22 protein-coding genes and 1 riboswitch are annotated in these 20,046 nt (G+C 54.5%); of the genes, 20 read left to right on the top strand and 2 right to left on the bottom strand.

The genetic code is table 11. The features are described 5' to 3' along the window. Nucleotides 1-30: 30 nt before the first annotated feature. Complete coding sequence (locus JCR24_RS09010; RefSeq protein ID WP_015375315.1) at nucleotides 31-909, bottom strand: DUF1002 domain-containing protein; 879 nt, start codon at nucleotides 907-909, stop codon at nucleotides 31-33. Nucleotides 910-1,093: 184 nt separating this feature from the next. Between JCR24_RS09010 and JCR24_RS09005 the strand changes: the two genes are divergently transcribed. The 7 genes from JCR24_RS09005 to JCR24_RS08980 all read left to right on the top strand — a co-directional run bounded on the left by JCR24_RS09005 (nucleotide 1,094) and on the right by JCR24_RS08980 (nucleotide 5,945). Then, on the top strand, nucleotides 1,094-1,534 hold the full coding sequence (locus tag JCR24_RS09005) for a peptidylprolyl isomerase (RefSeq protein ID WP_033006697.1): 441 nt from the start codon (nucleotides 1,094-1,096) through the stop codon (nucleotides 1,532-1,534). Then, entirely contained in the window at nucleotides 1,521-1,649 is a 129-nt protein-coding gene (locus tag JCR24_RS17475) for a hypothetical protein (RefSeq protein WP_014196248.1), read from the top strand. The genes JCR24_RS09005 and JCR24_RS17475 overlap by 14 nt, the downstream gene beginning before the upstream one ends. Nucleotides 1,650-1,696: 47 nt before the next feature. After that, a riboswitch (FMN riboswitch) is annotated at nucleotides 1,697-1,829 on the top strand. 207 nt (nucleotides 1,830-2,036) lie between these two features. After that, nucleotides 2,037-3,179, top strand: coding sequence for a bifunctional diaminohydroxyphosphoribosylaminopyrimidine deaminase/5-amino-6-(5-phosphoribosylamino)uracil reductase RibD (gene ribD, locus JCR24_RS09000; protein WP_013144840.1), 1,143 nt, complete (start codon nucleotides 2,037-2,039; stop codon nucleotides 3,177-3,179). Beyond that, entirely contained in the window at nucleotides 3,134-3,778 is a 645-nt protein-coding gene (ribE, locus tag JCR24_RS08995) for a riboflavin synthase (protein ID WP_033025772.1), read from the top strand. Before ribD ends, ribE begins: the two co-directional genes overlap by 46 nt. Before the next feature lie 20 nt (nucleotides 3,779-3,798). Then, entirely contained in the window at nucleotides 3,799-4,992 is a 1,194-nt protein-coding gene (locus JCR24_RS08990; protein WP_014196246.1) for a bifunctional 3,4-dihydroxy-2-butanone-4-phosphate synthase/GTP cyclohydrolase II, read from the top strand. A 20-nt stretch (nucleotides 4,993-5,012) separates the two neighbouring features. Continuing rightward, nucleotides 5,013-5,477, top strand: a complete 465-nt coding sequence (gene ribH / locus JCR24_RS08985; protein ID WP_033005258.1) for a 6,7-dimethyl-8-ribityllumazine synthase — start codon at nucleotides 5,013-5,015, stop codon at nucleotides 5,475-5,477. Nucleotides 5,478-5,588: 111 nt separating this feature from the next. After that, complete coding sequence (locus tag JCR24_RS08980; RefSeq protein WP_013144843.1) at nucleotides 5,589-5,945, top strand: GNAT family N-acetyltransferase; 357 nt, start codon at nucleotides 5,589-5,591, stop codon at nucleotides 5,943-5,945. Between the two features lie 22 nt (nucleotides 5,946-5,967). Here the strand turns inward: JCR24_RS08980 and JCR24_RS08975 are convergent, their stop codons facing one another. Further along, on the bottom strand, nucleotides 5,968-6,507 hold the full coding sequence (locus JCR24_RS08975) for a DUF309 domain-containing protein (RefSeq protein WP_020754625.1): 540 nt from the start codon (nucleotides 6,505-6,507) through the stop codon (nucleotides 5,968-5,970). Between the two features lie 194 nt (nucleotides 6,508-6,701). Here JCR24_RS08975 and JCR24_RS08970 point away from each other — a divergent pair, with 194 nt between their 5' ends. The 13 genes from JCR24_RS08970 (at nucleotide 6,702) to JCR24_RS08910 (ending at nucleotide 20,001) form a co-directional block, all read left to right on the top strand. Next, on the top strand, nucleotides 6,702-7,457 hold the full coding sequence (locus JCR24_RS08970; protein WP_238980479.1) for a segregation/condensation protein A: 756 nt from the start codon (nucleotides 6,702-6,704) through the stop codon (nucleotides 7,455-7,457). Between the two features lie 179 nt (nucleotides 7,458-7,636). After that, nucleotides 7,637-8,290: an SMC-Scp complex subunit ScpB gene (gene scpB / locus JCR24_RS08965; RefSeq protein WP_033005253.1), complete on the top strand. Its 654-nt coding sequence runs from the start codon at nucleotides 7,637-7,639 to the stop codon at nucleotides 8,288-8,290. Nucleotides 8,291-8,309: 19 nt separating this feature from the next. Further along, nucleotides 8,310-8,711 carry a hypothetical protein gene (locus tag JCR24_RS08960; protein WP_015375313.1) on the top strand — a complete coding sequence of 134 codons (402 nt, stop codon included), beginning with the start codon at nucleotides 8,310-8,312 and terminating at the stop codon, nucleotides 8,709-8,711. Between the two features lie 356 nt (nucleotides 8,712-9,067). Then, the gene (locus JCR24_RS08955) at nucleotides 9,068-10,381 is read left to right on the top strand and encodes a superoxide dismutase (RefSeq protein WP_013144844.1); all 1,314 of its coding nucleotides are present in this window, start codon (nucleotides 9,068-9,070) and stop codon (nucleotides 10,379-10,381) included. 350 nt (nucleotides 10,382-10,731) lie between these two features. Continuing rightward, a complete protein-coding gene (locus tag JCR24_RS08950; RefSeq protein WP_014196241.1) occupies nucleotides 10,732-11,880 on the top strand; it encodes a D-alanyl-D-alanine carboxypeptidase family protein in 1,149 nt (382 codons plus the stop codon). After that, nucleotides 11,873-12,469, top strand: coding sequence for a nucleoside recognition domain-containing protein (locus JCR24_RS08945; RefSeq protein ID WP_011231767.1), 597 nt, complete (start codon nucleotides 11,873-11,875; stop codon nucleotides 12,467-12,469). The genes JCR24_RS08950 and JCR24_RS08945 overlap by 8 nt, the downstream gene beginning before the upstream one ends. Continuing rightward, nucleotides 12,469-13,002 carry a spore maturation protein gene (locus JCR24_RS08940; RefSeq protein ID WP_011231766.1) on the top strand — a complete coding sequence of 178 codons (534 nt, stop codon included), beginning with the start codon at nucleotides 12,469-12,471 and terminating at the stop codon, nucleotides 13,000-13,002. Before JCR24_RS08945 ends, JCR24_RS08940 begins: the two co-directional genes overlap by 1 nt. 132 nt (nucleotides 13,003-13,134) lie before the next feature. Further along, nucleotides 13,135-13,866 carry a pseudouridine synthase gene (locus tag JCR24_RS08935; protein WP_011231765.1) on the top strand — a complete coding sequence of 244 codons (732 nt, stop codon included), beginning with the start codon at nucleotides 13,135-13,137 and terminating at the stop codon, nucleotides 13,864-13,866. A 143-nt stretch (nucleotides 13,867-14,009) separates the two neighbouring features. Then, the gene (resA, locus tag JCR24_RS08930; protein WP_011231764.1) at nucleotides 14,010-14,534 is read left to right on the top strand and encodes a thiol-disulfide oxidoreductase ResA; all 525 of its coding nucleotides are present in this window, start codon (nucleotides 14,010-14,012) and stop codon (nucleotides 14,532-14,534) included. A gap of 13 nt (nucleotides 14,535-14,547) precedes the next feature. Then, complete coding sequence (locus JCR24_RS08925; RefSeq protein ID WP_015375310.1) at nucleotides 14,548-16,212, top strand: cytochrome c biogenesis ResB family protein; 1,665 nt, start codon at nucleotides 14,548-14,550, stop codon at nucleotides 16,210-16,212. Then, nucleotides 16,199-17,386, top strand: a complete 1,188-nt coding sequence (gene ccsB, locus JCR24_RS08920) for a c-type cytochrome biogenesis protein CcsB (RefSeq protein ID WP_238980486.1) — start codon at nucleotides 16,199-16,201, stop codon at nucleotides 17,384-17,386. The genes JCR24_RS08925 and ccsB overlap by 14 nt, the downstream gene beginning before the upstream one ends. Nucleotides 17,387-17,482: 96 nt before the next feature. Continuing rightward, nucleotides 17,483-18,208, top strand: coding sequence for a response regulator transcription factor (locus JCR24_RS08915; protein WP_272945220.1), 726 nt, complete (start codon nucleotides 17,483-17,485; stop codon nucleotides 18,206-18,208). After that, nucleotides 18,208-20,001 carry an ATP-binding protein gene (locus JCR24_RS08910; protein ID WP_238980478.1) on the top strand — a complete coding sequence of 598 codons (1,794 nt, stop codon included), beginning with the start codon at nucleotides 18,208-18,210 and terminating at the stop codon, nucleotides 19,999-20,001. The genes JCR24_RS08915 and JCR24_RS08910 overlap by 1 nt, the downstream gene beginning before the upstream one ends. The last annotated feature ends 45 nt before the right edge of the window (nucleotides 20,002-20,046 follow it).

Below are 20,046 nucleotides of genomic sequence, written 5' to 3'. Positions count from 1 at the left end.
CGCCCGCTGCTTTTTTTGGGGCGCCTTCTTTCATTGTTGATTTGAGGAAAATGCTGATTTGATCGCGTTCCAAATTTCTTTCAAGATGTCGATCAGATTTTGAATGAACGTTTTCCCTTCTTCTGACTGCAAAAACGCCGATAGCTGTTCTTTCGCCTTGCTCAGCTGATCATTCACTTGATCCCAATTAATATGGGCATTTTGCATTTTATGGAAAAGGGAAATCAGGTTGTTGATTTCATTCTCGCTCAGCGTAATGCCAAGGTCGTTGGCGATTTTTTCAATAAGGGCGCGCAAATCAGCGTCCGTCTGCGGTGGGTTGTTGGCGATTTCTTGTTTGATTTTCGCCAGCAGGGCGACCGCTTTGTCCGCGCCGATCGAATCGGCGAGCTTCGCCGTCTGCACCATTTCCTCGTTCGCCACTTTTTTGACATCATCAGGGATGGCTTGGTCCGAGGAAATTTCATACGCCTTCATCAGCCCCGTCAGCGCTGCGGTGCCGGAAACCGGGAACGGAGCAGTGATGTAAATATCGGCATCTTTCACCCCTGCGGTGATCAAGGCGTTTGTATACATCTCTTTCGTCACCCATGTGATGTTGTGCGTTTCGACATGAAGCCCCGAGCCGGGCTCTTTTATCGTGATCATCGACGACGAGATGGCGCGCGTGCCGATTTGCGCTTTCGGAATGAGTCCGTCCAAATATTTATGCTCCTCAACGTTTGAGACGGTGATCGTTTGCGCCCCGTCCGGCGCCTTCATTTCGTCGAGCACTTTTTGCTTTTGTTCATTCGTTAAGTTTTCCCCGAGCGTCACAATGACATCGCCCGGCGCGGCATCGGCCGCTGCGATGCCCGGAGATGCCAGCAGCACCGCCCAAAGCAGCGATGAAGCGATCGTTCGTTTCACATAGCTCGCCTCCTGTTTACGAAAATGCATTATCATTATACCGTACGCTCGCCTGCTTGGCTATCGGAAAAACGCGACGCGGTCAGGCGGCGTGCGAATTTGAAAAGACATTTTTTCTTTTGTTTCACTTGGCCATCATGGTATGATAAAAGCAGTTTCGATGTCGAAAAGGAGCTGGATGCTTGTGGCGAAAAAAGGATATATTCTCATGGAAAACGGCGGGAAAATCGAGTTTGAACTGTTCCCAAACGAGGCGCCGGCGACGGTGGCCAATTTTGAGAAGCTCGCAAACGAAGGCTTTTATAACGGGTTGACGTTCCACCGCGTCATCCCTGGATTTGTCAGCCAAGGAGGATGTCCACGCGGCAATGGAACGGGCGATGCCGGCTATACGATCCCGTGCGAGACGGACAACAATCCACACCGACATGTCACCGGCGCGATGTCAATGGCGCACCGCGGCCGCGACACCGGCAGCTGCCAGTTCTTTATCGTCCACGAGCCGCAGCCGCACTTGGATGGGGTGCACACCGTCTTTGGCCAAGTGACATCGGGCATGGACGTCGTGAAGACGATGAAAAACGGCGACGTGATGAAGGAAGTGAAAGTATTTGACGAACCGTAAACAGCGCATGAGCGAGGATGATCGGACTGTTCGAAACAACTGGCGCTTGTTTTTCTTTTTGCTTGCGGCCAGCCTGTTGTGGGGAGCGGCGTATTGGATTTGGGTTGCGGAATGATGATGCAGGGCGTTTCGTGTGGTATAATGAACATAACGATATCGTGATGCATCCTTCGGGGCAGGGTGAAATTCCCGACCGGCGGTGATGGGGCTTTCCGCCCCTCAGCCCGCGAGCCGAAAGGCAGGATCCGGTGCGATTCCGGAGCCGACAGTATAGTCTGGATGGGAGAAGGATGCCAATATGCGCACGGCTGTTTTCGGCCGGTTCAGACCGCGTGGGCAGCGTCTGTCGGCCGACTAGGCATGGTAGTATCTTTTGTTTCCGACCGGCCGGTATAGCCTGCTTGGCGAACATGTGTTTGTTTGCGCATCATTGGTCATTCTCTCATCGATGAGCCCCCGGGGACATCCCGGGGGTTTCATTTTTATTGAAGGAGGGAGTGCGGTGCATAACGATGAACATTATATGCGGCTCGCTCTCGATGTGGCCAAAGCTGGAGTCGGGCAAACGTCTCCCAATCCTGCCGTTGGCGCGGTCGTTGTCAACGGTGGGACGGTTGTTGGGCTTGGCGCCCATTTGAAAGCGGGTGAGCCGCACGCGGAAGTCTATGCGATCCGCATGGCTGGCGAGAAGGCGCGCGGTGCGACGGTGTACGTGACGCTTGAGCCGTGCAGCCATTATGGAAAAACGCCGCCATGTGCCGATTTGCTCATCCAGGCGGGCGTCCGTCGCGTCGTCGTTGCCACGACCGACCCGAATCCGCTTGTCGCGGGAAAAGGGATTGCCAAGCTGCGCCAAGCGGGCATTGACGTTGATGTTGGCGTATTAAAAGACGAAGCGGACGAATTGAATCGGATGTTTTTCCACTATATCGCCGCAAAAACGCCGTTTGTCACGTTGAAGTTCGCATGCAGCCTCGATGGCAAAATCGCGACGGCGACGGGGGAAAGCAAATGGATTACATCAAGCGCGGCGCGTGAGGATGTCCATCGCCTTCGTGCGCAGCATGACGCCATTTTGGTCGGCGTCAACACCGTTTTGACCGACAACCCGAAGCTTACCGTCCGCTTTGGGGAAAAGCGGAAAAATCCGCTCCGCATCATTTTGGATACAAAATTGCGTACACCGCTTGACGCCCATGTCGTCGCTGACAAGGAAGCAGAAACGTGGATCATCACCGGCGGCGTCAGTCGGGAACAAGCGGCGGCGTATGAGCGCCTTGGGGTGCGCGTATTTTCAATGCCGACGGCCCAGATCGATGTCCGCGATGTGCTCCGTCTGCTTGGGGAGCAGGGAGTCATGTCGCTGTTTGTCGAAGGCGGCTCGCGCGTTCATGACAGCTTCCTCCGCGCGGGAGCAGTCAATGAGGTCATCGCCTATATCGCTCCGAAGCTGATCGGCGGCCGCGGGGCGCCGACGCCGGTCGGCGGCCTTGGCTTCGCCCGGCTTGCTGAAGCGGTGGAGCTTGACATCCGCCGCATCGAGACGATCGGCCCGGACATCAAAATCGTCGCCGCGCCGAAACGGAAGGAGGAATCGTTGTGTTCACTGGCATTATTGAAGAGATCGGCACGATCGAACAAATGAAGCAAACCGGCGATGCCATCGTGATGACGATTGGCGCCAAGCGGGTGCTCGAAGATGTGCGGCTTGGCGACAGCATCGCCGTCAACGGCGTCTGCTTGACCGTCACATCGTTCACCGAACGGCAGTTTACGGTCGATGTCATGCCGGAGACGGTGAAAGCGACGGCGCTAAAGACATTAAAGCCGGGATCGAAGGTGAATTTGGAGCGGGCAATGGCGGCTGGAGGACGGTTTGGCGGCCATTTCGTCACCGGGCATGTGGACGGCGTCGGGCGCATCATCCGGCAGTGGCCGAAAGCGAACGCCGTCTACTATGAAATCGAAGTGCCGGCCTCGCTGCGCGCCTATATGATTGAGAAAGGATCGGTCGCAGTCGATGGGACGAGCTTGACGATTTTCGGTCTGAGCGAGCGCACGTTCATCGTTTCACTCATTCCGCATACGCGTGAGGCGACGATTTTAGGCGAAAAGCGGCCGGGCGATCTCGTCAATATCGAGTGCGACATGATCGGCAAGTACGTCGCCGCTTTCCTCACCGCGAAAGCGACGCCGACCTCCAAATTGACGGTCGAATTTTTGGAGCAGCACGGCTATAAATAGTGGAAAAGGGGGCAAGCTTGATGTTTGACACGATTGAAGCAGCGCTTTCGGCGCTGAAAAACGGAGAAGTGATCATCGTTTGCGATGACGAAGACCGCGAAAATGAAGGCGATTTTGTCGTGCTGGCCGAAAAAGCTACTCCGGATGTCATTAACTTTATGATCACTCATGGCCGCGGGCTCGTCTGCGTGCCGATTACGGAGGAATTGGCGGAGCGGCTCGAGCTTGAGCCGATGGTCACTCATAACACGGACGCGCATGGCACAGCGTTTACGGTGAGTGTCGACTACAAAACGACAACGACGGGAATCAGCGCCTACGAGCGGGCGGCGACGATTCAGGCGCTGCTTGATCCGAATGTGAAAGCGAGCGATTTTAAACGTCCTGGCCACGTTTTTCCGTTGATTGCGAAAAAGGGGGGCGTCTTGCGGCGCGCCGGCCATACAGAAGCGGCGGTTGATTTGGCCCGTTTGTGCGGCGCGAAGCCGGCCGGCGTCATTTGCGAAATCATTAAAGAGGACGGGACGATGGCTCGCGTTCCTGATTTGCGGCAAATCGCCGATCAGTTCGGATTGAAAATGATCACGATCAAAGATTTGATCGCCTATCGGAGTCAGCGGGAAAAGCTCGTGAAACGGGAGGTGGACGTTTGGCTGCCGACCGAATTCGGCGAATTTCGCGCCATCGGCTACACAAACGTGCTCGACGGAAAAGAGCATGTGGCGCTTGTCAAAGGAGAGATCATCCCGGATGAGCCGATCTTGGTGCGCGTCCATTCCGAATGCTTAACTGGCGATGTGTTTGGCTCGTACCGGTGCGACTGCGGTCCGCAGCTGCATGCGGCGCTCAGGCAAATCGAGGCGGAAGGGCGCGGGGTGTTGCTTTACATGCGCCAAGAAGGGCGCGGCATCGGCCTTATGAACAAGTTGCGCGCTTACAAGTTGCAGGAGCAAGGTTATGATACGGTCGAAGCGAACGAAAAACTGGGCTTCCCCGCCGATTTGCGCGATTATGGCATCGGGGCGCAAATTTTGAAAGATCTTGGCGTGACGAAAATGCGCCTGCTCACGAACAACCCGCGCAAAATCGCCGGCTTAAAAGGGCATGGACTCGAAGTCGTTGAACGGGTGCCCATTCAGATGCCAGCGAAAAAGGAAAATGAAAAATATTTGCGCACGAAACATGAAAAATTAGGACATATGCTTCATTTTTAATGATGGGAGGAGCAACGAACATGCGCATCATTGAAGGAAACTTAGTCGGCACCGGATTGAAAATCGGCATCGTCGTCTCTCGTTTTAACGAATTCATCACGGGCAAGCTTTTATCTGGGGCGATCGACGGCTTGACGCGCCATGGCGTGAGCGACAGCGACATCACTGTCGCCTGGGTGCCGGGTGCGTTTGAAATCCCGCTTGTGGCGAAAAAAATGGCGGAATCGAAGCAGTTTGACGCTGTCATTACGCTTGGCGCCGTCATCCGTGGGGCAACGAGCCATTTTGACTACGTCTGCAGCGAGGCGGCCAAAGGCGTCTCCCACGCGGCGCTTGCAAGCGGTGTTCCGGTCATTTTCGGCGTGTTGACGACGGACACCATTGAACAGGCGATCGAGCGGGCCGGCACGAAAGCGGGCAATAAAGGATGGGAAGCGGCGGTGTCGGCGATCGAAATGGCGAACGTCTTGCGGACATTTGCGTAAAAAGGCATGAAATGGTTCACAATATCGGTGAGAATGTTTATAATACGTATAGAGAAAATGACAAAAACTTTTCCATTTCGGAAAAGCGTTTGTCGATAATGAGGGATTTTTATGTTAATCCGTTACCGAAAAAACTATGAGAAAATCGCCATGGGACTGTTGTCGTTTATGCCGACGGAAAAAGACCTGAAACGGCTGCAGCAGACGATGAAACAGTATGAAACAAACAACGATTGGCAGCTGTTTTTATGGAAAGAAGGGGATGACATCGTCGGCATTATCGGCGTCCTGTTGCGCGCTCCTGATGTTGTGGAAATCCAGCACATCAGCGTCAATCCGTCACACCGCCACCAAGGGATCGGAAAACAGATGGTCAAGGCATTGAAAGAGGTGTACCCGGGCCGCCGATTGTGCGCCAACGAGTGGACCGCCTCGTTTTTCGATAAATGCCATGCGTGCAACGAATAACGAAACTAGCGCGGTGCCGCGCTCAGGCGGGCGGCGGAGGGGGAGGGAAGCCAACTCCTTCCGCTTTGGCCCGTTTTTTTTGTTCGCGTGCGGCGATGACGTCCGAGCGGTCGCGGCGCCGGTGTTTATCCACAAGATCAAGGTTGGCTAGGTCGCTGGCTTGCCCCCAAACGAGCTGCCGGCGGGCGCAGGCGGCCTGGCATTGCTCATAAAGGGAACGGTCGCGAATCGGCAGTTCGACGCTTTCGTACGGTTCGCCGCGAGTGATCCGCCCAGCCGTCTCGTCGAGCAAGCGGGCGAGCGCCTCGTCATCGAGGCCGAGCCGCCGGATCATCTCTTGCGCTTCGTCAAGCAGCGCCCGCGCCCGTCGAATGAGGCGGAGCGCGCCGGAAGTGTTGCCGCGCCGGTAATGGTAAAAAGCGACCGCCATTTGAATGAGCACAAGCCAACCTTTGTTTCGACCGTCTTGTTTCCAATGTTCCTCCAAAATCTCGTGGCATTCGAAATAATCGCGGTCGCTATGGAAATGGACCAAATACTCGATATACGCTTTTGGATACATCGGCCATCGTTCCTTTCAAAAGTGGGCCGCGCCATGTGAAGGCGGACGGCTCTTCTTCGATTATACGGCTTCGGCGGCCTGCGGCGCAAAAAAGAGACTGTTTTCCGTTCGCTTCGCCGCTTCGTTATGATACAATAAATGTACTGCAGCTGGAGACGAGCCTACCGGGCGGTGGTTCTGGAAAAAATGGTGGGATGGATGTGCAATTGCCGTACAACGTCAAAATCGAAGCGTTTGAAGGGCCGCTTGATCTGCTTTTGCATTTGATCAACCGCTATGAAATTGATATTTATGATATTCCGGTCGCGCAAATTACGGAGCAGTATATGGCGTACATTCACGCCATGCAGGAGCTTGAGTTGGATATCGCCAGCGAATATTTAGTGATGGCGGCCACCTTGCTTGCGATCAAAAGCAAAATGCTGTTGCCGCCCTCCAATGAGGAAGCTGTCGACGGCGACATCGAGTGGGGCGATGACGGGGACCCGCGCGAGGAGCTGACGCAGCGGCTGCTTGAATATAAAAAGTTTAAAGAGGCGGCGCGCGAACTGAAGCGGCGCGAAGAGGAGCGGGCGCTTTTGTTTACAAAGCCGCCGAGCGACTTAAGCGCATACGCGGATGAGAAAAAGGCGGCGCCGCTGGATGTGAACGTATACGATATGCTTGGCGCCTTGTCGAAGCTGTTGCGCCGCAAAAAACTGCAAAAACCGATGCGGGCGAAAATCTCCCGCCAAGATATTTCCGTCGAACAGCGCATGGCGGAAATTTTGCATGAACTAAAGCAGGCGAACGGGCGGAAAAACTTTTACGAGCTGTTTCCGTCCTACGATCGTTCGTATATCGTCGTGACGTTTTTGGCGATTTTAGAGTTGATGAAGCAAGACGAAATCATCGTTGAGCAAGAACGGAATTTCAGCGATTTGTTTCTTGTGGTGAAACCAGCCGGTTGAGGCGGTGCGGTTTGGCCGCGGCGGTTCGCTGCGGCGGGCCGCTTTTCTTTTGTTGTTTGTTTGCCCATGCCATGATAAGGCGGAGAGTTGACTCACATTGGGGTGAGAAGACTTGGGAAACGACGAAAACAGGAGGAAAGGAGGAGGGGCGCCAACGAGTTTGGCGTGGCAGAAGGGCGATGGAACAAAACGAAAGAGAAAAAAAGGGAGCCGGCGCGCTCAAGCCGGCGAAGGCGATTGTCGAAGCGCTGTTGTTTGCTGCCGGTGACGAAGGGCTGTCGCTTTCACAAATTGCCGCTGTGTTGGAAGTCAGCGAGCTAGAGGCGAAAGCGGTGATCGAGGAGCTTCAACAAGACTGCCGACGGGAAGAGCGCGGCATCCAGCTTGTCGAACTTGGCGGCGTGTTTTTGTTGGCGACAAAAAAAGAACACGCCCCCTATTTAAAGAAGTTGGTCGAAGCGCCGGGAGCATCGCCGCTGTCGCAGGCGGCGCTTGAGACGCTCGCCATTATCGCATACCGCCAACCGATTACACGCGCGGAGATTGAGGAAATTCGCGGTGTAAAAAGCGACAAGCCATTGCAGACGCTGATGGCACGGGCGCTCATTAAAGAGGTTGGACGAGCCGAAGGAACCGGGCGGCCGATTTTGTACGGGACAACCCCGGAATTTCTCGATTATTTCGGGCTAAAAACGCTCGAGGAGCTGCCGCCGCTGCCGGAATGGGCGGACGATGGCGAATCCGAGCGGGAAGCGGATTTATTTTTCGAAAAATTAGCAGAAAATTTGAGCGATGGGCAGCCGGAATATGGTAAACTAAAGAAAAATGGCTGATCGGGGAAGGAGAGCGCTCATGAACGTTTGCCGCCTGTACGGTGAAGAGCTGCAAAAGTCGCAATCGAACACGTTTGAAGACTATTTCAACCGCTCGGAAGTCACGTACCGCGACGGGGGCGAAGAGCGGACGCTGTCTGTGTTGTATTTGCGCCATTTTGAGGCGGCGCTGCTTGATTGGCTGCCGTATGAAAGCGATCCACTGTTTACGGCTAACGGGCGCGACATTCGTTTGCGCGACATCATTGCTCTTGTCTGTTTATGGAAAAATCCGGCGTATCGGCAGCGAAAGCGCGTCTATATTCACGATGAAGAGGAATTGCGCCGTTATTTTGCCGAGGTAGACGCCAAAACGCTGCAGGCGCTTGTCAGCGAATGGGCGGAAACCGGCGAGTGCCGCTTGCCTGAACGGTCGGCGTAACGAGAAAATGCGGTTGGCGCCGCGTTTTCTGTGCGTCCGGACAAGGAAACCGTTTGGTGCAGCCGGCGGTTTGCCAAAGTAGCCTGCCTTTTTCAGAAAAAAGGGGGGCTGACCCAAAACGCGAATATGTTTTGGGTCAGCCCGATTTTTTTGAGCGGTTTATCTATGGCTCATTTGCAGACCCGCCGCAGGGAAGCATTGCGGCGATTCTGTTCTTCCTTGCTGTCTTTTCCTATGATGACTGCCCTCGCTCCTCTATGTATGAGCGGCCGGGAATTTGGGTGAATGCGGACAAGAACGATTTCCCCATGACAGCATACGATATGGCGAACAAAACAGGAGGAGGTTTTTACCAAATGGACGATCAGGTGTTGTTCGCCCAATATGCGGCTAGGGTGAACGAATGGGGAAATCAAGTCAAGGAGACGCTCGCTTTGCGTGGGGCAAGCACGGATGGCGCTTCGTCGCTGCTCGAGTTTATTGCCGAGCATGACGGCGAGTGGACGGAAGAGGCCGTCCGCGAGCTTCAGCGCCTTGCCGATGACGTGTATGTCGGTGCGCTTCGCCAGTATGTCATGGAAGCGGCTGCGTGGGGAAGACAAGTTGAACAGGCGCTGTCTGCACGCAGGATGGCTGAGGATGTTGGGCTTTCGTCTTTGTTGGCGTACATCGATGGACACGGCGATGAATGGACCGAAGAAGCGATTTACGAGCTCCAGCGTCTTGTCGATGACGTATACACTCGGGCCGTCCGCCTGGCTGATTCGTCAGCTGCCGAGCGGGAAGAAGAGGCGACGCAAGAACAAGTCGAAGGGGAATCGGTGTCGCCTGAACTGGAGAGTGAAAACAAAGAGAACGAAGACGGATGGCTTGACACCAGCGGGACGGCAGAGCGGGTTGAGGACGCAAAGGAGCCGGCTTTTATGGCGGAGCTCTCCGACTCGCTGCCTGATATAGCTGACGGCGAGCCGGGTCAAGCGGACAACGTGACCGATGGAAAGCGACGCTGGGTGGATGCGGACGACGGCGGTGAGCCGCGTCAACAAGCAGCGCCCGGCCGTCATGTCTTGCCGCCGCTGCCGTACCGTTATGATGCACTCGAGCCGCATATTTCCGAAGAAATCATGCGCCTCCACCATACGAAGCATCATCAAAGCTATGTCGACGGTCTCAATCAGGCGGAGCGGATGATGGCCGAGGCGCGCCGGACGAACAATTTTGATCTGTTGAAACATTGGGAGCGGGAAGCGGCGTTCCACGGCTCCGGGCATTATTTGCACACTATCTTTTGGTACAACATGCATCCAGAGGGCGGCGGCGAGCCGCGCGGGGAGCTGCGGGCGCAAATCGAGCGCGATTTTGGCAGCTTTGCCGCCTTTCGCCGTCATTTCACCGAAGCGGCGAAAAGCGCCGAAGGGGTCGGCTGGGCGCTGCTCGTTTGGGCGCCGCGAGCGCACCGGCTGGAAATTTTGCAGGCGGAAAAACACCAGCTCATGGCGCAATGGGATGTGATCCCGCTTCTCGTGCTTGATGTGTGGGAGCATGCCTACTATTTGCAATACAAAAATGATCGGGCGGCGTACATCGAACATTGGTGGAACGTCGTCAACTGGCGCAACGTTGAAGAGCGCTTTCATGAGGCGCGGAAGCTTCGTTGGCAGCCGTTTTAAACGGGCGGGGGGGAACCCCCTGCCCGTTTTTTTTGGGAGAGCAGGCGCTGCGATCCATCAGGACACCTGTCCGTCTTTTCGGGGAGCGGCTTTCTCTTTGCAGGGAAATGTCATCAATGCGCCCAGCGCAAGCGCCGGAGCGGATCGTTCAGGGCTGTCTCCCCTTGCAACGGCATTTTTTCATCATATTTGTCCCATCGACGCATACACTTGTACAAAACGCGGCTTTGGGGTTCAGCCTGTTTCCGCCGCGACGTTTCTTCGGCTGCGGCCCGTTCAGCCTAATCGGAAAGGAGGAACAGGCGATTCCTCCCCGCTCCTTAAAGGAGGGGGATCCTCGCCGATATGAGATGAATAAGCAGAAGCGGCTCATTGCGCTCATTCTTGCACTCGCTGCGGGGATTATGGCATTTGTTCCAGAGCGGATGCGCGCTATGGATGGGGTGAGCGCAAAAAGCGCGATTTTGATAGAGCAGCATTCCGGGCGGGTTTTGTTTGCCAAGGATGCCTATACAAAACGGCGCATCGCCAGCATTACGAAAATTATGACCGCCATTTTGGCGATTGAATCGGGGAAGATGGACGACACGGTGACGGTCAGCGCCCGCGCTGTCCGGACCGAAGGGTCGTCAATTTACTTGCGCCAAGGGGAGAAAATCAAACTGCGCGATTTGGTATATGGGCTGATGCTTCGTTCCGGCAACGACGCGGCGGTGGCCATCGCTGAACATGTCGGCGGCAGCGTCGAAGGATTTGTTTTTTTAATGAACCAAAAAGCGGCTGAAATCGGGATGCGTGATACCGAGTTTGCCAATCCGCACGGGTTGGATGACGCGGAAAACCACTACTCAACCGCGTACGATATGGCGCTGCTCATGCAATATGCGATGAAAAACAAAGAGTTTCGGCGCATCTCGGGGACGAAGGTGTACCGCGCCCCCGCTCCGCCCGGCGAAGACGGCGCGCGTGTGTGGCGAAATAAAAACAAGTTGTTGACAAGTCTTTACGAATATTGCACCGGCGGCAAAACCGGCTATACGAAACGGGCCCATCGCACGCTCGTGACGACGGCGTCCAAAGGCGGCATCGATTTGATCGCCGTGACGTTGGATGCACCGGACGATTGGAATGACCATATCGCTATGTACGAATATGGATTTTCTCATTATCACATCGCCAAAGTGAGCAGCGAGCGGGTGGTCGACAAAATTTCTGATCCGTTTTACCGCGGGCGGCTGCAGGCGGTCCGCGATTTGCGATATCCGGTGACCGATAAAGAGGAGAGCGGGCTGCGGGTGAAAGTGTATTTGCTGAAGCCGCGCAAGGAATGGGAAAAATACCCAGAACGGGCGCCGACAGAGGTCGGAAAGGCGGTGCTTTATTTGCATCAAAAGGCGGTTGATTCGGTGCCGCTGCTGTATGAACCGGGAAAGGAAGGAAGCGGCCGAGGGTTTTTATGGCAAGTATTTCGCTTTTTAGGTGTGAGAAGCGATGGTTAACCTCATTTGGGTGATGATGGCGGTCATTGGCATCGTCTTTGCGGCGGCCAACGGCACGATGGACGAAGTGAACAAAGCGGTGTTTGAAAGCGCCAAAGAAGCGGTGACGATCAGCATCGGCATGGTCAGCATTTTAGTGTTTTGGCTCGGGCTGATGGCGATCGCTGAACGCGCCGGCTTGCTTGACAAAGCGGCGCGCCTGTTTATGCCGCTCGTACGCCGCTTGTTTCCAGAGGTGCCGCCCGGCCATCCCGCGCTCGGCTATATCGTCTCGAATATGGTCGCCAACATGTTCGGCCTTGGCAATGCGGCGACGCCGATGGGCATAAAGGCGATGGAGCAGCTAAAAAAGCTCAACGGCGGCCGCGACGAGGCTAGCCGGTCGATGGTGACGTTTTTGGCCATGAACACATCAGGCATTACGCTCATTCCGGCGACCGTCATCTCGATTCGCATGACGTACGGTTCAGCGGCGCCGAGCGAGATCATTGGGACGACGATCGTCGCTTCGACGATTTCGACGATTGGGGCGGTATTGATTGACCGGTACTATTATTGGAAACGGATGCGGAAAGGCAGGAAGCCATAATGGCCATCGTCCAACTTCTTTCTGTTTGGCTGATCCCTGCGCTCATCGCTTTTATTTTGCTTTACGGTACAGCAAAGAAAGTGCCGACGTACGAAGCGTTTGTGGAAGGCGGCAAGGAAGGGATCGAGATCGCGTTTTCGCTCATCCCGTATTTGGTCGGCATGTTGGTGTCGGTCGCCATTTTCCGAGCCTCAGGGGCGCTTGATGCCATGATGGAAGTGATCAAACCGCTGGCTGATGCCATTGGACTGCCGGCCGAAGTCGTTCCGCTTGCGGCTCTCCGCACGCTTTCCGGCACGGCGGCGCTCGGCATGACGACCGATTTGATCGCTACTTACGGCCCGGATTCGTTCATCGGGCGCCTTGCTTCTACGATCCAAGGCAGTACGGAGACGACGCTTTACGTGCTCACCGTCTATTTTGGCGCCGTCGGCGTCAAAAAAATGGGCGATGCGTTAAAAGTCGGCATTTTGGCCGACATTCTCAGCTTTATTGTTTCTGTTTTCATCGTTTTGTTTGTATTCGGGCGCTAGCGGCGCCTTTTTTCGTTCCCGCCGTCCGGCGGGTTTTTTGTTTGCAAAGGGAACGGGAAAGGTGAAAAATAAAAGTGCCGCACTTGTATCTGTTAGACGGAAAGGGTAAGATGATGAAAGAGGTGAGAGAGAATGGAACGGTTGCAAAAAGTGATCGCCCGCGCCGGCATCGCGTCAAGGCGCAAGGCGGAAGAACTCATTTTGCAAGGGCGGGTGAAAGTGAACGGCCGCGTCGTCAAGGAGCTTGGCGTCAAGGTCGGGCCGCGCGATGATGTCGAAGTCGACGGCATCCCGATCGAGCGCGAAGAGCCGGTGTATTATTTGCTGTACAAGCCGCGCGGGGTGATTTCCAGCGTCAAAGATGACAGAGGCCGCAAAGTGGTGACCGATTTTTTCAAAGATCTGGACAAACGCATTTATCCGATCGGGCGGCTTGACTACGATACGTCTGGACTGCTTTTGTTGACGAATGACGGCGACTTTGCCAACCTGCTTATGCACCCGCGGTATGAAATTGAAAAAGTGTACATTGCCAAAGTGAAAGGCATTCCAACGCACGAGCAGCTGAAACGGCTCGAACAAGGAGTGCAGTTGGAAGATGGCATGACGGCGCCAGCCAAAGTGAAGCTGCTCTCCGCCGACCGGAAGAAGGGGACAGCCATTGTGGAAATCCGTATCCACGAAGGACGAAACCGGCAAGTGCGCCGCATGTTTGAGGCGATCGGCTGCGAGGTGCTGAAGCTGAAGCGGGAGCGGTACGCGTTTCTCGATTTGAAAGGGCTGCGCCCCGGCGAATACCGCGAGCTGACGCCGCATGAGGTGAAGTTGCTGCGCGTCCTTGCCCAATCCGGGGGAAGAAAATGACGAAGATTGTCACATAACGTTCATATCCTTGCGCATAAACGAGCGAGGGACTTTGCTATAATGGAAAATGGGAGATTGTGAACCGCTTGCCTCCCCCTCTAGCGTTGGCTGTGGGGGAGGAGAAACGTAAAGGGGTTTGAACGATGAAAAAACAACAGCGCTTAGTGATGAGGACAGCGATTTTGCTCGTGTTGCTCGCGGCGATCGGCTATACGATTTACACGAATTTTTTCACGGAGAAAACGGCTGTCGCTGTTGGTTCGACGGCGCCTGATTTTGTGCTGACCGATTTGAAAGGGCATGAACATCGTCTTTCAGACTATCGCGGCAAAGGCGTTTTTTTGAACTTTTGGGGAACGTGGTGCAAGCCGTGCGAGCGGGAGATGCCGTATATGAACGAGCTGTACCCGATTTACAAAAAACAAGGGGTTGAAATTTTGGCTGTCAATGTCGGTGAACCGAAGTTGAGCGTTGAAAAATTCGCGGAACGGTTCGGCCTGACATTTCCGATTGTGATCGACCGTCAAGATCAAGTATTGAACGCCTATAACGTCGGGCCGCTGCCGACAACGTTTTTGATTGACAAAAACGGCGAAGTAAAACAAATCATTACCGGAACAATGACGAAAGAAGACATCGAACGGCATCTAGAAAGCATCAAACCGTAAGGAGTTTTGCGCCATGGAACACGTCAAATGCGAATGCGGCCATGTCAATCCGCACGGCACGGCGTTTTGTGAGTCGTGCGGCAAGCCGCTTGCCGATTTGGGAGAAAAACTGATTTTGGACATGCGCTACGAAGGAAGCGCGCGCCGATCGCAAACGTACAAAAAAACGATGATCGACCAAATTTGGGCGTTTTTCTCGTCGGTCAAAGTCGGGGTGGCGCTCATCGTCATCACGCTCATCGCTTCGGCGATCGGCACGATTTTCCCTCAGCAAATGTATATTCCGCCGAACGTCGATCCGGCGGAGTATTATAAGCAGCAGTACGGCTGGGCAGGGAAGCTGTATTATGAGCTCGGCTTTAACAACTTGTACGGCTCATGGTGGTACATTTTGCTCATCGCCTTAATCGGCGTTTCGCTTGTCATTTGCAGCTTGGACCGGGTCGTTCCGCTTTATCGCGCCTTGAAGCGGCAAGGGGTGAAGCGCCATCCGCGCTTTTTAGAGCGGCAGCGGTTGTTTGGCGTCTCGCATGTGAGCGATCTCGACAAGACGATGGCTGTGTTGAAAGAACGGCTGGCTGCGCGGCGCTACCATGTCCGCGAGGAAGACGGGCATTTGCTCGCTGAAAAAGGGCGTTTTTCCCGCTGGGGGCCGTACGTCAATCATATCGGCCTCATCATTTTCTTGATCGGGGTGATGCTTCGTTCCGTTCCCGGCATGTACATCGATCGGGTGATGTGGATTCCGGAAGGGGAGACGAAAGAAATTCCTGGGACGAACGGCCGCTACTTTTTAAAGAGTGAAAAATTTATTTTTGAAACATATGAGAAAGGCAAAGACAACGAAGTGTTCAACGCTGCCATCGACCGCGTCGGCAACGGGATGATCGCCAAAAACTATCAAACAAACGTTGTGTTGTATAAGCGCGTCGGTCCTGTGATCCCCGGCGCCAAGCCGAAGCTTGAAAAAGTGAAGGAGTATCCGATTCGCGTCAACGAGCCGCTGGAGTTCGACCATTATGCGCTCTACCAAGTCGATTTCCGCTTGAATGAGCCGAAAGCGATGTCATTTCAGTTGGCGGACAAGCAGTCGGGGAAAACGTTCGGCACGGTGACGGTCGATTTGTATGATCCGAAAGAGTTGTACAATCTCGGACATGGGTATCGCGTTGAGCTATTAAGCTATTTTCCTGATTTTGAGTTTGATGAAGACGGCAATCCGTCAACGAAGTCGCGCGTGCCGAACAATCCGGCGTTCGTGTTCAAAATGTACGCGCCGGACCGTCCGAAAGGGGAAGTCAGCTTCGTCGCCATCCAACAAACGATCGAACCGTTTGGCAACAACAAGTACAAAATGGCGTTCGCGGGGCTTGAGACGCGCAATGTCTCCGGCTTGACCGTCCGCCGCGACTTTACGCTTTGGATTTTAGGGGTAGGCGGCGCGATTTTCATGATCGGGCTCATCCAAGGGATGTATTGGAACCACCGCCGCATTTGGGTGCAACGGGTCAACGGCGAGCTATGGATCGCCGCGCACACGAATAAAAATTGGTTCGGCTTGAAAAACGAGCTGCGCCGTTTGCTTGACGGCACTGGTGTGAATATGCCGGCCGATCAGCTCGAAGAAGGGAAACAGGCCGGACAAGGGGGGCAAGCTCATGGACATGGCACAGCTTAGCAGCACATTGCTCTATATTTCGTTTGTGTTATATTTGATCGGCACGTTTTTTTTTGGCGGCGCCATTCGCGACAAACGGAAGGAGCGGCAAGGAAAGGATCGTTGGTCGCAGCTTGGCATTGCCGTGACGATCATCGGTTTTCTCACCCAGGTCGGGTATTTCATCACGCGCTGGATCGCCGCCGGGCACGCGCCCGTGAGCAACTTGTTCGAGTTTACGACCTTTTTCGGCATGATGCTGGTTGCTGCTTTCATTATTATTTATTTCATTTACCGGCTGAGTGTGCTCGGCTTGTTTGCGCTGCCGGTCGCGTTGCTTGTGATTGCTTACGCAAGCATGTTTCCGCGGGAAATTTCGCCGCTCATTCCCGCCTTGCAAAGCGATTGGCTGCACATCCATGTGACGACGGCGGCGGCTGGTGAAGCGATTTTGGCCATCAGCTTTGTCGCTGGGCTCATCTATTTGATTCGCGTCGTCGATCAATCGAAGCCGTCGAAACGGACGTTTTGGCTCGAAGTGGTCATGTTTTGCTTAATTACGACGCTCGGCTTTGTCATCGTTTCGACAGCGTTCGGTCTTTCTGGGTATGAAGCGAAGTTCACGTGGGTCGACAAAAACAAGCAGACGGTTGAGGTCATCTACGATATGCCGGCGCTCGTTGGGCCGCACAAAGGGGAGCTTATGAAAGAAAGCGCCGGCCGCATGGAGCCGCTTGTTGAGATGCCGGCGATCATCAATGCAAGAAAGCTCAATACGGTCATCTGGTCGCTCATAGCCGGAACGGCGCTGTACATCATGCTTCGGCTTCTCTTGCGCAAGCGCGTTGCCGCCGCACTCAAGCCGCTCGTGAAGAACGTTAACTTGGATCTGACCGATGAGATCAGCTATCGGGCGGTGGCGATCGGCTTTCCGGTGTTTACGCTCGGGGCGCTCATTTTCGCGATGATTTGGGCGCAAATTGCCTGGACGCGCTTTTGGGGCTGGGACCCGAAGGAAGTGTGGGCGCTCATTACGTGGCTGTTTTACGCCGCTTTTTTGCACCTCCGGCTGTCAAAAGGCTGGCATGGGGAAAAGTCGGCATGGCTCGCCGTCATCGGCTTTGCCATTATTATGTTTAACTTAGTGGCGGTCAACCTCGTCATTGCGGGATTGCACTCGTACGCCGGAACATAATGGAAAACAACCGGATGCTCTGTTGGCGAGCATCCGGTTTTTCGGTAAACTAGAAAATAGGGAGTGTTTCCATTGATGATGGGAGGGTGCAAAGCATTGGAAAAACAAGAAAAAACCATCCGTATTTTAGTGGTTGACGATGAAGAGCGCATCCGGCGGCTCTTGAAAATGTATTTGGAGCGGGAAAACTATGTGATCGATGAGGCCGGCGACGGCAATGAAGCGTTGGAGAAGGCGTTGACGAATGATTATGACGTCATTTTGCTCGATCTGATGCTGCCGGGCAAAGATGGAATTGAGGTGTGCAAAGAAATCCGCGAGCAAAAAACGACGCCGATCATCATGTTGACGGCAAAAGGCGAAGAATCCAACCGCGTGCAAGGGTTTGAAGTCGGCACGGATGATTACATCGTCAAGCCGTTCAGTCCGCGCGAAGTCGTGCTGCGCGTAAAAGCGCTGTTGCGCCGCGCGGCGAACGCCGCCTACGCGCCGGTGGAGACGACGGCGAAAGACGTGCTTGTGTTTCCGCATTTGACGATTGACAACGATGCCCACCGGGTGACGGTCGACGGCAAGGAAGTCAGCTTAACGCCGAAAGAATATGAGCTGCTTCTCTTTTTGGCCCGCTCGCCCGACAAAGTGTTCGACCGCGAACAGCTGTTGAAGGAAGTATGGCATTACGAATTTTTCGGCGACTTGCGCACGGTCGACACCCACATTAAACGGTTGCGCGAAAAGTTGAATAAAGCGTCGCCGCAGGCGGGAAAAATGATCGTCACCGTCTGGGGCGTCGGCTACAAGTTTGAGGCAGTGAACGACTGATGTGGCTGTTTCGCAGCGTCGTCGGCAAGCTATGGTTTACGATTTTGTTGCTCGTTTCGTGCGTGCTGTTTATTTTAAGCATTTTGCTTATTAAATTTTTGGAAGATTATTATGTGCAGGAAGCGGAAAACGACTTGACCCGCCTGGCGACAAAAGTGGCCGAGGTGATGCACGATTACCGCGATGAGCAGCTTGCCCGCTCGATCGCTTGGACGCTTGTGGACAATCGAACGAAAGCCGTCATCGTCGCCGATGAGTCGCACTATTGGTATTCGCCTGGCGATGCTGGGTTGGACAATATGCCGCTGTCGTCGATTCGCCAAGATCGGGACTTGCGGCGTGTGCTGACAGATGGGAAAACGGTGAAAAAGCGTTTGTATATGCCACAGCGGCATCCAAAAGAAAAGCTGCCCCGTGATATGATCATTGTCGGCGTGCCGATGTCGATGCCGGATGGCAGCCGAGGAGCTGTGTTTATCTATCAGTCGCTCGAGGCGATCGCCGACGCGACGGAGCGGACGAAAGAGTTAATTTTTCTCGCCGCGTTTATCGCCATTGTCATGACGACGTTTTTTGCCTTTTTCTTGTCGACGCGCATCACCGCTCCGCTCCGGAAAATGCGGCAAGCCGCGTTCGAAATGGCGCGGGGCCATTTCGATATGAAAGTGCCGATTTTAACGAACGATGAGATCGGTGGGCTGGCGATGGCGTTCAACCAAATGGGACGGCGTCTGCAGTTTAACATCAACGCCTTAAACCAGGAAAAAGAACAGCTCGCCAGCATTTTAAGCAGCATGGCCGATGGCGTCATTACGTTTAACCGCGACGGGGAAATTTTGATTACGAACCCGCCGGCTGAGCGGTTTTTGCAGGCGTGGTATTTTGAGCAAGGAAACGACGCGGAAGCGATGGCGCCGTTGCCGCCGCAAGTGAAAGAGCTGTTCGCCCGCGTCGTTCGCGAGGAGAAGGAGCAATCGACCGAAGTGACGCTGCAGGGGCGGACGTGGGTCATTTTAATGACGCCGCTGTACGGCAAAACGATGGTGCGCGGCGCGGTGGCTGTTTTGCGCGACATGACCGAAGAGCGGCGGCTTGACAAGCTGCGCAAAGACTTTATCGCCAACGTTTCGCACGAATTGCGCACGCCGATTGCCATGCTTCAAGGCTACAGCGAGGCGATCATCGACGATATCGCGGCGAGCGAAGAAGAGAAGAAAGAGATGGCGAAAGTCATTTATGACGAGTCGCTGCGCATGGGCCGCCTTGTTAACGATTTGCTTGACTTGGCGCGCATGGAAGCTGGCCATATCGAGCTAGAGTACGAACAAGTCAAGCTTGTTCCTTACATCGAGCGGGTGATCCGCAAGTTTTACGGGCTGGCGAAAGAAAAGCAGATTGAGCTGACAGCCGAGTTTCGCGATCGGGACATCGAAATCGCTCTCGATCCGGATCGGATCGAACAGGTGCTGACGAACTTAATTGACAACGCCATCCGCCATACGGAATCGGGCGGCACAGTTCGCCTCATCATCGAACCAAGCGGCGACGGCGTGACGATCCATGTCCAAGACTCTGGTTCCGGCATTCCCGAAGAGGATTTGCCGTTTGTGTTTGAACGGTTTTACAAAGCCGATAAAGCGCGCACGCGTGGCCGTTCCGGCACCGGGTTAGGCCTTGCCATCGCCAAAAACATCGTCGAAGCGCATAAAGGGCTCATTACCGTTCACAGCAAACTGAACGAAGGAACGACGTTTTCGTTTTATTTGCCGGCCCGCGGACCGAAAGGAGCGTAGCGCCGTTTGGAAGAGCGGGGAAGCCACGGCTTCCCTGCTTCTTTC

Origin of the sequence: Geobacillus sp. YHL (assembly GCF_022341265.1) — a bacterium.
In the GTDB taxonomy this organism is placed as follows: Bacteria; Bacillota; Bacilli; order Bacillales; family Anoxybacillaceae; genus Geobacillus; species Geobacillus thermoleovorans.
This window is presented reverse-complemented; position numbering and strand designations above follow the sequence as displayed.